Annotated in this window: 17 protein-coding genes; 10 read left to right on the top strand and 7 right to left on the bottom strand. The window is 50.3% G+C overall.

The features are described from left to right. Window positions 1-121: 121 nt before the first annotated feature. The 4 genes from SynROS8604_RS08160 to SynROS8604_RS08145 form a co-directional block, all read right to left on the bottom strand. Complete coding sequence (locus SynROS8604_RS08160) at window positions 122-1,639, bottom strand: DUF1254 domain-containing protein (RefSeq protein ID WP_186543601.1); 1,518 nt, start codon at window positions 1,637-1,639, stop codon at window positions 122-124. A 125-nt stretch (window positions 1,640-1,764) separates the two neighbouring features. Continuing rightward, window positions 1,765-3,324, bottom strand: a complete 1,560-nt coding sequence (locus SynROS8604_RS08155) for a DUF1214 domain-containing protein (protein WP_186543600.1) — start codon at window positions 3,322-3,324, stop codon at window positions 1,765-1,767. Between the two features lie 721 nt (window positions 3,325-4,045). Beyond that, the gene (locus SynROS8604_RS08150; protein ID WP_186543599.1) at window positions 4,046-4,393 is read right to left on the bottom strand and encodes a multidrug efflux SMR transporter; all 348 of its coding nucleotides are present in this window, start codon (window positions 4,391-4,393) and stop codon (window positions 4,046-4,048) included. Then, window positions 4,393-4,701 carry a multidrug efflux SMR transporter gene (locus SynROS8604_RS08145; RefSeq protein WP_255444960.1) on the bottom strand — a complete coding sequence of 103 codons (309 nt, stop codon included), beginning with the start codon at window positions 4,699-4,701 and terminating at the stop codon, window positions 4,393-4,395. The genes SynROS8604_RS08150 and SynROS8604_RS08145 overlap by 1 nt, the downstream gene beginning before the upstream one ends. A gap of 911 nt (window positions 4,702-5,612) precedes the next feature. Here SynROS8604_RS08145 and SynROS8604_RS08140 point away from each other — a divergent pair. Next, window positions 5,613-6,344: a Coq4 family protein gene (locus SynROS8604_RS08140; RefSeq protein ID WP_186543597.1), complete on the top strand. Its 732-nt coding sequence runs from the start codon at window positions 5,613-5,615 to the stop codon at window positions 6,342-6,344. A 125-nt stretch (window positions 6,345-6,469) separates the two neighbouring features. Here the strand turns inward: SynROS8604_RS08140 and SynROS8604_RS08135 are convergent, their stop codons facing one another. From SynROS8604_RS08135 to SynROS8604_RS08130, 3 genes are all read right to left on the bottom strand, one after another. Beyond that, window positions 6,470-6,652 carry a hypothetical protein gene (locus SynROS8604_RS08135; protein WP_255444959.1) on the bottom strand — a complete coding sequence of 61 codons (183 nt, stop codon included), beginning with the start codon at window positions 6,650-6,652 and terminating at the stop codon, window positions 6,470-6,472. A gap of 45 nt (window positions 6,653-6,697) precedes the next feature. Next, window positions 6,698-6,835, bottom strand: coding sequence for a hypothetical protein (locus SynROS8604_RS15475; RefSeq protein ID WP_222930085.1), 138 nt, complete (start codon window positions 6,833-6,835; stop codon window positions 6,698-6,700). Between the two features lie 304 nt (window positions 6,836-7,139). Next, window positions 7,140-8,162 carry a GTP-binding protein gene (locus tag SynROS8604_RS08130; protein ID WP_186543595.1) on the bottom strand — a complete coding sequence of 341 codons (1,023 nt, stop codon included), beginning with the start codon at window positions 8,160-8,162 and terminating at the stop codon, window positions 7,140-7,142. A 185-nt stretch (window positions 8,163-8,347) separates the two neighbouring features. Between SynROS8604_RS08130 and SynROS8604_RS08125 the strand changes: the two genes are divergently transcribed. From SynROS8604_RS08125 to SynROS8604_RS08095, 9 genes are all read left to right on the top strand, one after another. Next, entirely contained in the window at window positions 8,348-9,043 is a 696-nt protein-coding gene (locus SynROS8604_RS08125) for an SgcJ/EcaC family oxidoreductase (RefSeq protein WP_255444958.1), read from the top strand. Window positions 9,044-9,459: 416 nt separating this feature from the next. Next, window positions 9,460-9,858 carry a hypothetical protein gene (locus tag SynROS8604_RS08120; RefSeq protein ID WP_186545895.1) on the top strand — a complete coding sequence of 133 codons (399 nt, stop codon included), beginning with the start codon at window positions 9,460-9,462 and terminating at the stop codon, window positions 9,856-9,858. Further along, window positions 9,858-10,481: a hypothetical protein gene (locus SynROS8604_RS08115; protein WP_186543594.1), complete on the top strand. Its 624-nt coding sequence runs from the start codon at window positions 9,858-9,860 to the stop codon at window positions 10,479-10,481. The genes SynROS8604_RS08120 and SynROS8604_RS08115 overlap by 1 nt, the downstream gene beginning before the upstream one ends. A gap of 464 nt (window positions 10,482-10,945) precedes the next feature. Next, on the top strand, window positions 10,946-11,086 hold the full coding sequence (locus SynROS8604_RS15470; protein ID WP_222930084.1) for a hypothetical protein: 141 nt from the start codon (window positions 10,946-10,948) through the stop codon (window positions 11,084-11,086). Between the two features lie 78 nt (window positions 11,087-11,164). Continuing rightward, entirely contained in the window at window positions 11,165-11,578 is a 414-nt protein-coding gene (locus tag SynROS8604_RS08110) for a thioredoxin domain-containing protein (RefSeq protein WP_222930083.1), read from the top strand. A gap of 6 nt (window positions 11,579-11,584) precedes the next feature. Next, the gene (locus tag SynROS8604_RS15860) at window positions 11,585-11,893 is read left to right on the top strand and encodes a hypothetical protein (protein WP_255445315.1); all 309 of its coding nucleotides are present in this window, start codon (window positions 11,585-11,587) and stop codon (window positions 11,891-11,893) included. Then, window positions 11,815-12,432 carry a cytochrome c biogenesis protein CcdA gene (locus SynROS8604_RS08105; protein WP_255445294.1) on the top strand — a complete coding sequence of 206 codons (618 nt, stop codon included), beginning with the start codon at window positions 11,815-11,817 and terminating at the stop codon, window positions 12,430-12,432. Before SynROS8604_RS15860 ends, SynROS8604_RS08105 begins: the two co-directional genes overlap by 79 nt. Next, entirely contained in the window at window positions 12,429-12,941 is a 513-nt protein-coding gene (locus SynROS8604_RS08100; RefSeq protein ID WP_186543591.1) for a sigma-70 family RNA polymerase sigma factor, read from the top strand. The genes SynROS8604_RS08105 and SynROS8604_RS08100 overlap by 4 nt, the downstream gene beginning before the upstream one ends. 2 nt (window positions 12,942-12,943) lie before the next feature. Then, a complete protein-coding gene (locus SynROS8604_RS08095; protein WP_186543589.1) occupies window positions 12,944-13,660 on the top strand; it encodes an anti-sigma factor in 717 nt (238 codons plus the stop codon). Window positions 13,661-13,751 lie beyond the last annotated feature (91 nt).

The following is a 13,751-nucleotide window of genomic DNA, read 5'->3' as shown; positions in this document are numbered from 1 at the left end:
CCAGCGGTTGCTCGCAATCACGACCAGTTGCACAAAAAACCAGAGACAATTTGGCTTACATAGCCAGTTCCTCTCAACTTCAATCAAAAGCAAATGCGTTTCTTAAATGTAAATTGTCCAGCTATTTAACTGATTCGAAGTCGCCTGGCATCCAGGTTTTTTCGAACCATGGTTCAAGCGGTCCGTAGAGACGAAGGATTGCGTTGTATCCCTTGCCGGGCATGGTCTGCACCCAATTACCTTCTTGTCCTTCCGGTGCCTTGGGGCCGAAATAAACGGTCGCAGACCCGTCATCATTCAGTTTCACACCTTTTGAGTTGCTATCCAAACCACCGGTAACCTGATCGGTCTCGAGGATCGAACGAGTCTGATTGTCGTAGACCATGAAGGACCAGAAGTCTTTGGCCGGAATCGGCGCTGGCAACGTCACCTTGTAGGTCATCGCTCCATTCAGAGGCACGCCATTGCCATCAGTGGTTGTCATCGCATAGACCGAACCCTTGCCAACCATTGGCTTGACCATCATCGGGGTGCTGCCCGTGGCGTAGTAGTAAAAGATCAGGCGATCATCTAATACTCGCTCGCCATTTTTGAGAAACTCATGGCTCCCTCCAGCCAGAGGTGAATACCACTGACGCTTCCCCGGGTAAAAGTACACCTCTTGATTGCGAGGGCTGAAGACGACGGTCCGGGCATAGGCATTGGCGATGGTGGAAGCCTCGGTGAGGATCTTTTTCATCCGATCGTCCGGCTTGAACGTCTGTCCTTTTTTGATGCCAATCGCCCCAGCTTGCCCTACGAGCTCAGGATCCCAAGCGGTCGCGGGCTCATACTGAATCACTTCATTGAGCTCGTCGTAGAAGCTCGCGTCATTGGCATGAATGGTGTTGTATTGCTTGTTTGACAGATTGATAAACCCAGTCGGCTCGGGATTGTTGGCGTCGGCAAGTGGGTAAATCTTGAAGGTTTTTTTGAAGGCCTCAATGGCCTCCTTGGTTTCACCGGGCTTGGCGGCAATACGCATCAACGCCCAATGACGGTAGGTCGATGTCCTGGAGACGAAATATCCTTCGGGGATCTCCCCTTCATAGTCAGGGCCCACCAAGAGGTATTTGCCTCCTTTGCCCTTGTCGGCACCGACCACCCCCAGGTCCGTGACATAACGGAAGAAGGCATCATTCACAAAACCGAGCACCGGTGTACCGATCTCGAGCACCACGGGGCCATCTTTCACATCGATTTCCGCATGCACGTAAGGCGTGGTCGTCTGTGGCGTGAGCCACAGGGAACGGGCATTCATCAACTCCTCAGTGATCCCTACTGAGTGGTTGGGCTCGAGCCCGATTTTGACGTGCCCGTTCAGCATTCCATACATCGAAGCGGCTGGCGTTCCATTGATGAACAGTTCGACCGCACGGGAGATGTCTACGAAGTTGCTCACTTTGGAGGCAGTTTCCTTCGTTGGAAAACCGTCTTGAAATCTCAGTTCACCGAGATAGCTGCTCTCCATCTTGTCGGGAGTTAGCAATACCTCGGGAACCTTCGCTTTATAGGTTGGACTCTCCTGCGCTTGAAGGGGTGAAACGGCAATTGATCCTGCAAGAAATGCGGCGGTGAGGATGAAGTGCTTGGTTTTCATTCTCTTATCTCCTTATTGTTGAGTTGGATTGCCCGAAGACATTGAAGTGAAAGGAAGGACTGATCTCGAGTCCCGAGTAGAAACATCTGGTATCAGCCCCTTGGTGGGGCTTTCTCATGCAATCGTTAGTTCACAAGCATGATGTCTTGCAAGGGATAGGTCTGATCGAAATAGGCCTGAGTCGGTCCGTAAAAGCGCAGGTAGGAGAACCAGCTCTCCTTGGGATTGGTCTGAATCCAATTGGCTTTATCAACGCCGGCCGGCAATTCAGGGCTGAAGTGCAACGTCACTGAACCATCGTCATTCTCAATCAGACCCGTTCTGGAGCTCAGTGCAGCCCTGCCTTCATCGTTGAGAATTAGCGTGCGCGAATTGACGTCATAAACCACAATCGACCAGAACACTTCAGCCGGCGCGTTGGGCGGCATCGTCAGCTTGTAGTGCTTGTCGCCTTCCAAAAAGTTGCCATTGCCGTCCTTGTAAGCCGTCCGGTATTGCTGTCCGATGCCTGCCTGCTCGATGTAATAAGCCTTGCCCCTTGAAACAGCCTCCCAGGTAAAAGCGGCCCTGCGATAGAGCTGATCCATATCACCATCTCGGTCATCCACCGTGACCACCATCAGCTGATCCCAATGCGTGCCCTTGTAAAGATCATCGTTTGAGAAGGGCTTGTCAAAGGTGATCGACTTGATCATGGCCTCACCGATCACTGCAGCTTCTTTCAAGACCTCAGCCTGAGCCGCCGTGGGCTGCAAGGGTTGGCCCTTCTCCAAACCAAGCGAGGCGAGCATGCTCAAAAAGAAGCGATCGCGATCTTCAAAAACTTCGCGATCCATGATTTTTTTCAATGACTGCCAGTAGGCCATCCCATGGGGCTGCCATTGCCCCCACTCCGTGCTTTCATCCACATCAATGATTGAATGAAGGGTGGGATTGGCACGCTCTGCATAGGGAAAGATGCGGAAACTTGATAACAGCTGATCCGCCTCAGCAGGATCAGGCATCAGAGCCCTTATCCCAAAAAACGCAATGTTCGAGCCATTGCGAATGACGGTGTACTCATTGGTATCCAACCCATCGGGGATGGCCATCTGAGGCGCAAGGACGAGTAGCTTCGCGCCATTGCCTTGATCCGGACCAGACATCCCGAAATCATGAATGCCACGCTGCCAGATGTCATTGACAACCCCTGCTGACATTCCTTTAGGAATGTCGAAAACTAATGGCCCTGTTCTGGAAAGATCGGCAAAGGCAACCGCATAGGGAGTCGTGGCATTTGCCGTGAGAATTCCCTGCTTCGCCTTAGGAGAGGTCATCCGCACGATCTGGCCATCCTTGGCCCCGAAAAGCTCTTCATGGGACTCAAGCCATCGGGCATAACTGACAATCGGAACGGCCCAGATGTACGCCTGTGTTGCCTTGTGAAAATCGAGCTCATTCTTAAGAGTATCGATGGTCTCAAGACTGGGGTAACCGCCTGCAAAACCACCCTTGGTAAATGTGAGTTCACCAAGGCGAGACCTCAGTTTCTTAGGTGAACTTTCTCCATAGGCCCTGAACTCACCGGGGCTAAGTTCATCTTTGATGTTTGTGACATCAACGGATTGAGCATGGGCGATCGGTCCCCGCTCAGCCAATCCGCCAAAAACAAGGCCCAAGGTCAAAGCGATTGGGAGAGCACGCATAAAGATGAAAAAACTCTGAATTGAGTCGTTTTATTTGATTTAAACGATATTCGAGCTACAAAAAAAATTTGGTCCTGATCGTGCATTCTTTTTCTTGTGGAGGCGTGCAGCGTTGCCAACCGATTGTCTGCAGGTTGATCCATACTTCGATGCCTAGGTGCTAAGAATCCGCTGCTGCCTGATGGGTTTCCCAAGTCGTGCTGACAAGGGGTAGTAGCTCACGAGAATGTACTGAGCATGTCGCGTTGCTGCATCGGCCTTGATCTGAATGAATATCCCTTCTTGCCTGATCACCAGCCAAACCGAGTCCTCTTTCTTCCGCTGCTATCGACGACTGAGCTGAACCCAGGGTTCAAGATCCTCAGGAACCATTCTTCAAGCCGTTCACGCTTGATTCCCATAAGACTGAAACAAGGGTCACAACGACGGATCCCAGCCCCGCCGATTCAAAGTCCCTAGCTTTGTCATGACTGTTTGGGAGTCGAGCAGTTGCCCATAAACCTCCCCAGTTGCACATCAAACCGGTGACAACTTAGGGATCACCCCCTTAAATCCACTGCAATCCAACACTCTTAAGTGGCAGCAGCGGCCACCAAGGCCAGTGCTGGTCGGCAGGATTTACACAAGCTCCAACTACCACACTCTTTGTTAAAGTTAAGGGGGACTCACTACTGTTGGCTTTTATACTCAACTGGCTTACGTACTCAATAAAACTATCTTATTATTGAACCATCCTTGGCAGACTGGTGGATTCAGGAGAGCTCATAATAATCACACCGAGCAAGACGAGACCAAGCCCAATTGCCATCTTCCAGTTAAACGACTCTTTATAAATCAAAACACCAAGCAGTGAAACGATAGCCATGCCCAATCCCGACCATATTCCATAGGCAATGGCGAGTGGGATTCTGTTGAGTGCCTGACTCATTAAAAGAAAATTTAGACTGTATCCTGCAAATGCACCAACTGCAAGTAAAGGACGAGTTAAACCATTAGAACCTTTAAGGGAGGTTGTTCCGATGTTTTCGGAGATGATGGCCAAGAAAAGAATTAGATACCCAAACCACATTAGACCGATTCTCCTTGCGCAGAGTTAAGTACAAGAATGCCCGCTGCGATGACTGCAAGGCCGATGACGACAGATACGCTAAGTGTCTCTTTAAATAGAACAACTCCTATCACTGATGCAGTGATCATTCCAAGGCCAACCCAAAGTGCATAGGCAAAACCCATAGGCAGAATCCGCATGCATCTTCCAAAAAATATTAGCGAAAATACATAACCAACAATCGCCAAGATCGTTGGCCCAAGTGATGTAAATCCCTCTGAGGCCTTCATAGCTGCAGTTCCTACTTGCTCAGAAGTGATCGCTAGCAAGAGCTCAAAGAGTGCAGCACGTCTGTTTAAAGGGATTGGACGTGAATCAGTAACTGACAATTAAAAGATTGGGAGGAAACGCTATTTTATCATCCTACAGATTTGGCTTGCCTGTGTAACTTTTTATATGGGAATCAATCATGTCATCTCGCTTCAGCCTTTCTTGAAATATTAAAAATATGCCAAGAGTGATTGATTTGCTTTTGATTCATGGGATCAATCCAAGGCTAAAAGGTGTTGATGAGTGAGCAGTATGACCTCAAAAGTGCTGTGGATTGCTGAATTGATCGCTAAACCGGGTAAAAAGGAGAGTTGTCATCAGTTACAGCGAAGCACCTTTAGTATTGATCAAGGGCTGAGTTGCTGTGTGAGCCATCAAAGCTCTACCCACTTACATGCTTAATCGTTTCCTTGCGGTAGCAGATATGTGTGCAAGTGCGGCGTTCCGCTCCAGCCGGAATCAATCGCTTTTGCACAACTGGCTGAAAAAGCCAGCCAATGCGATGAGCCTGAGAATCTCGAGGTTCAGGCTGATTTGCTCGGGCCAAACTTCTGATCTCCACTTGGCCTCACGAGTGGTTCGCTGCTCGTGAGGTTTTTCAACGCATTCACAACAGGCTCATTCGGTTTTGAGTACTGCCTTTAGTGTTTTCCCGAGTTGCACATAAACCTGCCCAGTTGCCTCACTGCAATCAAACATTGCTGAGTGGTAGCAGCGGCCAGCAGGACCAGCTCTGTTTGGCTTTAGATTCACCGCAGGTGCGGCCTTCGTCTTGGCGCCACGGCTGCCGTCTCTCGACTTATCAAGCAGATCCCTGCTGACTCAGCAAAGTCTCAGAAACTAATCACCCTTTCGGGGGAAGAAATCTTCTGGGTTTTCAGCAACATTGATTGCAGAGTTTCATCCACTGATGGTTACAGAACAAAAGAACTACGTGCGCTCATCATTTTCAGAGGGTGTCACAAAGCTAGGGATTTCGATTCTGCAGACAGCAAAGCAGCCTGAAAGGATCTTTCAACATGGCCGATATTTAGGAATTCCAGGCAGTACCAAGTTGCAGAAAGATTGTATTGAAAGGATCCTAGCCACCCCAAAAGTTCAGGAGCTACTGGTCAACCGGCCTTCACCACTATGGCCAGATCTTGAGCAAATGGCTGCTATGCCTCAAGGGAGCCTTGGTTGGTGCGTGCATCGTCGCCTTGAGAAGCTTGGAATTTGTTTTTTAGTTGTTCAATCGCAGATACCAGAATCTCAAACTGATGAAGAATTCGCGAGAACCAGAGCTTTCCGGTTGCATGACATTCACCACACGATTCTTGGTCTTCCGATCACAGTGGCAGGTGAAGCTGCTGCGACGGCGTTTTATGCAAGCACTGGATCAGTCCCCACTGATATAGGAACTCTTACGTCATGGATGCTGCGCGGTGCCTACGCACCAATTGAGCGCAGGCTGATCTGGGATGCAATCGGTTTTGGCATTGCAGTTGGCCAGAAAATTCCTGAACTGTTCTCGCCTCGCTGGGAAGAGGGCTGGGAAAAGTCGATCACCGATTGGCAGGATGAACTGGGAATCAGCGAACTTCTTAAAACCTCTCCGTTCCAGGATGAATTTGCAACCATCTATGGATTAAATCTCAAATGATTGAGTTCTGAAGATGCTGGCTCTGCCTGCCCCTGCAAGAGGTGAAGGACAACCAAGACAACCTCATCACACCCCGTGTGGTGGGGGGTTCTCGATGGCCAGCACGACTCCAAGACGCCTCTTGATCAGTAGTTCCTTCGGCGTCTCGACGCTCCACAGTCGATCGCAGGCAGCTGGGATGAACGGCAGGCTCCCTGGATGACGGCGTATCGCTGCTCAGGCGTCTTGGCCCCCTGTCGCTCCAGCAGCTCAAACACCAGTGGGCTGCTCAAACCGTCCTGCAGAATCTGTTGGTTGGTTTTTGACAAGGCTTGGATCCCGCAGAGGAATGCCATACCCACAAGCCGAGCGTGCTAATGAACTCCATCGACATCGTTGCCAGCCACAGACACGTTCATCTTGCTGACATCCCCTGGTGCAGGCGTTCGGCCATTAGCAAGAACGCCGATTTCTAGATCGAGTTCAGCGTCAGCTTTCAAAAGTGGTGACAAGGGCCACACTGATAGCTATTCAGGCTGCGCCTCAGCACTAGCCCACAATCACGTCCAGTTGCACAAAATTCCAGGGACTACTCAGGAACAAGCCCTTGAGATTGATCTCTTCAACTGGGGGCTAATTGGCAGCTGCGGCCACCAAGGCCAGTGCTGGTCGCGCTGTGAGGTTTTAGATCCCTTTGTTTGCATGTTCTGAAGTGCTTAAAAACCCATGTCCTTCATCTTTAATTTCAGGAATTTCAATTCGAGTAGTGAATTAAGAGGAAATTGATCACGAGAGAAATTATAACTAGTCTGTTACTTAATCCGGATTTTTGGCTACACAGGCTTCTAGTTGTTTTCGCAAAGAATCGTGATTGATGTCGCGTCCGATCATGACGATCTGATTTTTTCGTTTTCCAGTCCAATCGCTGTCATTAATTGAGAAGCGTTTGCCTGTCAAATGAAACACATGCCGGCGTTCACTTTCCTGAAACCAAAGGATTCCCTTGGACCGGAATACTTCTTGCGGTAGTTGGTTGTCGAGAAAATTCTGAAACTTGCGTAATGAAAAAGGGCCGTCGCTTTCAAACGACAGGGAGGTGAACCCCTCAATGGCTTCATGGTCTTGATGATCTCTGTGGTGATGTCCATGGTCATGATGGCTATGACCGTGATGTTCGTGTTCGTGTTCGTGATGATTGTGGTCGTCCTGATTCACGATCTTGTCAGACTCAAACAAGCCCACGCTCAGTAGAAGTGGAAGGGGTACCTTCCCTTGGATGGTGTGCATGATTCGTGCATCAGTTTTTATATCACGCAGCTTATTTTCCACTTCTTCAAGGCGTTCCTTGGAAACGAGATCAGTTTTATTGAGTAATAAGATGTCGCCGTAAATCACCTGAGCGCGTCCTATCTTCGTGTGCAGCACTTCGTCGTTGAAATTTTCAGCATCGATTAAAGTAATGATGGAATCGAGACGTGTTGCGTCACGTAATTCCGTGGCCCCGAACGTCATCGCAACCGGGAGAGGATCGGCAAGCCCTGTCGTTTCGACCACGATGTAATCCATTTTGTCTGGTCTTTCCAGAATCCTCTCGACGGCATCTTTGAGCTCATCGTTAATGGAGCAGCAGATGCAGCCATTGCTCAATTCGACCATGTTGTCTTCGGTCGTAACGATCAGGTCATGATCGATGCCGATTTCTCCAAACTCGTTGACCAGAACTGCGGTCTTCACGCCTACCTGATTGCTGAGAATGTGGTTCAGCAACGTGGTCTTTCCAGCACCCAGGAATCCACTGAGGATTGTGACGGGCACCTCAGAAGCAGGAGAGCTTGTCATTATGAGAATGATTCTCATTTCATCTTGCCAGGCAGGCGTCCTTCCCGTTGGTGCCGCTCCGATCAGGAAGGGATTCGCCCTTGTCGCGCTTGCAGCCCGGCCATCGCCGCTAGCGGATCACGAATGATAATCATTCTCATATAGTCTTGGGTCAACGCCAGCGCTAAGAGCGACTCGAACTGCTGATGATGCACTCCACCGCTTCCGCTGGCTCCAAAACCGTACTGACGGTTTCCATGAAGGCGACCGATTTGAGTGAGAGGCTGTCCACGGGGCGTCAGATTTTTTCAATGGCGATTGGCCAAGGCCAGCTGCCTCATTGGATTGAATCGGAACTTTTAGGAAGTTCAGTGGGACAGAAGTATCGATGGCGCCTGGGCCCGCGGGACCGTCCCAGTTGCTTGTCCAACAGCTCGCTCTTACCGAGAAATAGCTTGATTTGGCTTGATCTTGAATTGCTTGATCTTCAATACGACGAATTGCTCAAAGATGGCGTGAGTGGATGCGCTCTCATTTCTCAAAGTGAGGTACAACAACTCTTTGATCGGTGGAATGCAGCATTGCAAACCAAAGACCCTGAACAAGTTGCAATGTTATATAGCCGTGATGCAATCTTGCTCCCTACACTGTCCGACTTGCCACGAACCGACCATGACACAATTGTCGATTATTTTAAGCATTTTCTAGAGAAAAGCCCCAAGGGTTCCATCGATCAGCGTGAGATTATTATTGGTTGCAACATGATCCAGGATGCTGGGCTCTATAGCTTTAGCTTCCATGATGGAACCACGGCAGAAGCTCGCTATAGTTTTATCTACATGCTTGAAGATGGAGAATGGAAAATTTCCCATCATCATTCCTCACTTCAGCCTGACACTTGATTTGTTCGGCTTGTAGCCAACAAAACAGCCGTTTGAAAGCGATGGTTTAGTTTAAAAATTTAAAGTAAAAAATGATTTCGATACATGGCAAAAGTTTAGTTTTATAAAAATTAAAACCTTTCATTTCTTAATTTAGTTTATCCGTATCTCAAAGTTGGCACCCAAGCGCTCGAGAGTTTGTTGTGTATAGCCCCCTTCAGAAACAAGATTGCCAGCACGGTTGGGTTTGACAGTGTTGCTAGTTTTGAGAAGTCTTAAGAGACATCCCCGTTTTGGCGGGTCTTAGGACATTCGAACAAATCCGAACACCACGCTCCGCTTCACAGGCGGATTGATCTTTGATGAACTCAAAATTTGCTTCAGATGGCATTGGTTCAACCGATCGCCAGTCGGATAGGTCGCATTGGTCTGTTCGCTTGAGCACAGCACTTTTGATTCCTTCCATTGCACTCACAGCAGCCACGCTGCAGCAAAGCGAGGTCCAAGCGCAATCTCGTTTTGAGCGTCGCATTCAGGAGCGCATCGAGAAGCGTCGCCTCCAAGAAGAGTCGAAGCTCACCGATACCCAAAAACAACAACTTTTCGAAGCTCGTCGTGATTGGTTGCTGAGCAGTTATGACCAGCGCCTTGCGCTGCTCAACTCTGGCCAAACCTGTCTGGAAAGCGCCCAGACGTTTGATGCTGGAAAGACTTGCAGGGAAAAACAACGACAGGCTCGTCGACAGCTCCTTGAACAGAGTCGTCAGGTGATGAATAGCGAAAGGCAGCGTGTGGGTCTCTCGCCTTTGCGTCCACTCAAACCATTTAGTGTGTAATGAGCGCGCAACTTGTCCCCGATGGCATCGGTACAACTGAAAGCCACTTGGATTGGACGATCTGGTCTGTCACAGAAGACGTTGCTCTTGATGGCACGTGTTCCAAACGAAAGCGTGCATTCCTCAAAACAGCATTGCCACGACTACTGACACTTCTCGAAAAGAACGTTCGTCATGCTCATCCCAGACCTGCCCCATGGCATATCGCCACGGGTGTCTGTAATCGGGATGAAATTGTTGACTACGTGTTGGTTCTGAACTGGTCAGGTTGGTGGTTCCGGCATATCTGCCGCGCCGCCGACATCCTCAAGATCCCCTGCCCTGATCAGCGTTTTGCTGATGAGGCTCAAGCATGGGATCGGTGGGGGCAAACCATCGACGGCAAGTTGGAGCACCGCACCGGACAACTGGACGACAACGGAGATCAGATGATTCGCGATTGGGAGCGACCGCCCTTCTTCATGGGTAATCGCTTCCCTGGGAAAGAAGGCAATTTGTGCGAGTGCAGCGTTCCGCTTCCACCGGAATCAATCGCTCTTGCACAACTGGCTGAACAAGCCAGCCAATGCGATGAGCCTGAGACTCTCGAGATTCCGGCTGTCTTGCTTGGGATCTACTTCTGAGCCCCACTTGGCCTCACTAGCGTTTCGCTGCTTGTGAGGTTTTTCAATCCATCCGCAACAGGCTCAATCGGTTAACTATCACGAACAGGTTTTTAACGACTTCGATTCCTGAGTACTGCCTTCAGTGTTTTCCCGAGATGCACAAACTCTTGCCTAGTTGCACAAAAAATCAGGGACAACTCAGGGACTCACCTTTCAAACCCATTCCAGCAACTCAATACTGGGTGGGAGCAGCGGCCACCAAGGCCACTGTTTGGCTGTCCTCCCATCCAAGATGTCTCAAGTGTCCTGATCTACAACTTGAATCTTGGCGAATGGAAAGATTCACGGCATCAGTTCGCCAAAGCGCATATTCATTGGCGACGACGACGGAGGGTTTGATCCCCAGCCTTTTGCTGTAATCCCTGATGGAGTCATCGATCCGATCTGTAGATAATGCAAGGTGAATCTTCTTAACGGCATGGATGAGCAGCTTCAGTGCAGATTATTCCGACTTGCTCCACGAGCCCTTTGATCGGATTGGTCATGAGGTTTTCGATCTCTTGCCTGCTGGGTTCACGCAGGAGTTTGAATCCAAACCGGACCCCTACGGGTATGGATCGTAGTGATTCAATCCTGCTTTGAAACAACGTGTTCTGGACATCAGTCTGCTCGTCGGTGGCTTCGTTCCTTTATCTGCAGCCTTGCTGCCACGATCAGTGGTTCCTCTTGCGTCCATCGTCGTAAAACCAGCCCTTGCGGCCTCTCCACTTGCGCCGTCTCTTCAAGGCAAGCCTGTGTTTGTTGAGATCTATGCCTCATGGTGTCCTGCTTGCCAGACCATTAAGCCTGCTGTGCAAACCCTCCGTAAACAGGAAGGGAACAACGTGCATTGGGTGCGCTTCGATGTTTCAAATACTGCTTCTGCCAAGAGATCTGCTGCGCGCGCGCAAGAGCTCGGTCTTGCTGATTTCTTCAACAAACACCGCAGTCAAACAAGTTTGGTGAGCATATTCAATCCAGAAAACGGTGTCAGCGTCAGCACCTTTCGTGCCCAACCTGAACTTGATCCTTATCTCCGGGCCATCAATACCACGCGCTCCATGATCCGCCGCTAAGTAAAGATGTCGATGTTCAGCTCGATGTTTTGGCTGTCCCGTCGGACAGCGTTGCTTTTTCTTGCTCTGGCTGGTGCAGTGGTAGCTGTTTTTGCCGGCCGAATTGAGTTGGCTGTTCTAACGATTAGCCAGAGCTACGCCGACTGGCTCACGCGCTGGACAGGGAACCATGATTGGGCGGTCTTGGGGCTGCCAGTCTTGGCCTTCGGTGGTGGACTGATTGCCAGTGTCTCGCCCTGTGCCCTGGTCTTCTCCCAGTTCAACTTTCCTATCTTGGTGCTCAAAAGCAGCAACGTCCTAACCCTGGCAAGGTGATTCAGTTCAGTCTTGGCGTGGTTTCGGCTTACAGCATCCTTGGGTTGTTCACATCCCTTGCCGGAGCACTGATCATTGATCATCGTGGTGGCTTGTTGATGGCGGCAGGTGTGATCGTCATTGCCATGGCTTTGCAACTCAAAGGTTGGGGCCTGCGATTTCCCTGGCATCGGCTCACATTGGGAGCGATTGGGGCGCCGAGGTGGATCAAGCGATTACCTATCGGCGCATTTTTAATTGGTTTCACCTTCGCCCTTGTGACATCACCCTGCGCCAGCCCTGTGCTTGCTGCCGTTCTTAGTGCGGCTGCCGCCTCTGGTTCCCCACCCTTGGCAACAGCAGCCATGGTTTTGTATGCCGTTGGCTACACCATGGTGATTTTGTTGGCGGGTTTAGGTGTTGAACTCGGTGGTCTTCGCCGGCAGTTGCTCGAACGCGATGAGCAGATCTCAGGGATCAGTGCAATCGTTTTATTGACGTTTGGCATGATCTATCTCTGGACTGGTTTCCAGGATCTGCAGCAGCAAGCCCAGATGTGAGTGCGAAAGAACCCATTCGAACGGAGGACCTTGCCCGTCTCTACGACGAACATTCAGCAGCGGTTCATCGATTGGCGTACAGCCTTCTGTCTCAACAGCAGGAGGCTGAAGACCTGACCCACGATGTCTTCCTGCTTCTGCAGCGGGGAGGCTTTGATTCAGATCGCAGCTCAATTCGTTCCTATCTCTTGCTGCTCACTCGATCGATGGGCTTGAACAGGCTGAATCAACGTCTCAACCGCCGCCGCATCCTTCAGTGCTTCAGGCCTGGATGTGGACAACACGATCCCGTTGATCTTCATGCCATTGAGGCCCGCATCCATCTAGAGCGGGCCTTGGCTCAGCTCTCCACCCGTGAACAACAGATTCTTGCCATGAATTACCGCGAAAATATCAGCCAGAGCACGATTGCCTCCACGTTGGACTTGCCCTTGGGAACCGTGAAAACGATCAGCCGCCGTGCATTGCTCAAACTTCGCGAGGCTCTCTCCCCACAGCAGGAGGGTTGATCATGGCTTCCAAATCTCCTCCTAACGATGGCTTTAGCGAGCGCGATGAACTTCTTGCTGGTCAGGTGCTCGGCAATCTCAGTGCTGATGAACGCCGTGCACTCACGGACAATCCATCATGGATCGCTGAAGATCAAGGGCTGCTTGATGCTCTCGAATCAGCAAGCCATCGAATGGAGCAGCAATCGGCACCTCCTCTCTGTGATGCAGTAAAGGAACGACTTCTACGGTCAGCCCGTCGACCACGACCTTCGAATTCTCAGAACTGGTTGATTGGCGGCTTGCTGCTGGTTCTGGCAGTAACCGGTGGAGATTTATATCGCTCGAAGTTGAAGATTGCCAGCCTCAATTCTCAAACGTCTTTCATCACCCTTCAGCCCGGTGACCGTGCCGTAGCGCTTCACGCCACCCAGTCGGGCACGATGCAACAAGCGCATGGTGAAGTGCTGATTCGTCCCACGCAGGGAAGCAATCTCCTCACCTTGAATCAGTTACCACAAGCCCCTGAGGGGCAGTTATATCGCCTTTGGGCTGTCACACCTCAGGGCTTAAAAGGTTGCGTCCATTTCCTTCCGGATCAAGGCGGTGATGTTTTGATGACCATCCCGGCACAACCCACGGGATCAGCTACAAAATTACTGGTTAGTCTCGATCCCATCTCGTCTCGCGACGATGCTAATTACATGTCTGTAAACCCAGTTCTTACAGGTGCTATTTGAGACTTTTATGGACACTAGGGGAAGTGTTTTGAATCTTTTCCTGCTTGATTGAACTTGCCCTAACACGCAAGTTAGTTTTCGTTGCCGATCA

Origin of the sequence: Synechococcus sp. ROS8604, assembly GCF_014279655.1 — a bacterium.
Lineage (GTDB): Bacteria > Cyanobacteriota > Cyanobacteriia > PCC-6307 > Cyanobiaceae > Synechococcus_C.
The sequence above is the reverse complement of the archived record's forward strand: the minus strand, read 5'-3'. Positions and strand labels throughout refer to the sequence as shown.

Coding starts and splice junctions, on each gene's coding strand:
- SynROS8604_RS08150 (WP_186543599.1), bottom strand. CDS start 4,393: ATGTGGTTTGGGTATCTAATTCTTTTCTTGGCCATCATCTCCGAAAAC.
- SynROS8604_RS08115 (WP_186543594.1), top strand. CDS start 9,858: ATGAGCGCGCAACTTGTCCCCGATGGCATCGGTACAACTGAAAGCCAC.
- SynROS8604_RS08125 (WP_255444958.1), top strand. CDS start 8,348: ATGATGCACTCCACCGCTTCCGCTGGCTCCAAAACCGTACTGACGGTT.
- SynROS8604_RS08140 (WP_186543597.1), top strand. CDS start 5,613: ATGGTTACAGAACAAAAGAACTACGTGCGCTCATCATTTTCAGAGGGT.
- SynROS8604_RS15860 (WP_255445315.1), top strand. CDS start 11,585: ATGTCGATGTTCAGCTCGATGTTTTGGCTGTCCCGTCGGACAGCGTTG.
- SynROS8604_RS15470 (WP_222930084.1), top strand. CDS start 10,946: ATGAGCAGCTTCAGTGCAGATTATTCCGACTTGCTCCACGAGCCCTTT.
- SynROS8604_RS08155 (WP_186543600.1), bottom strand. CDS start 3,324: ATGCGTGCTCTCCCAATCGCTTTGACCTTGGGCCTTGTTTTTGGCGGA.
- SynROS8604_RS08130 (WP_186543595.1), bottom strand. CDS start 8,162: ATGACAAGCTCTCCTGCTTCTGAGGTGCCCGTCACAATCCTCAGTGGA.
- SynROS8604_RS08095 (WP_186543589.1), top strand. CDS start 12,944: ATGGCTTCCAAATCTCCTCCTAACGATGGCTTTAGCGAGCGCGATGAA.
- SynROS8604_RS08160 (WP_186543601.1), bottom strand. CDS start 1,639: ATGAAAACCAAGCACTTCATCCTCACCGCCGCATTTCTTGCAGGATCA.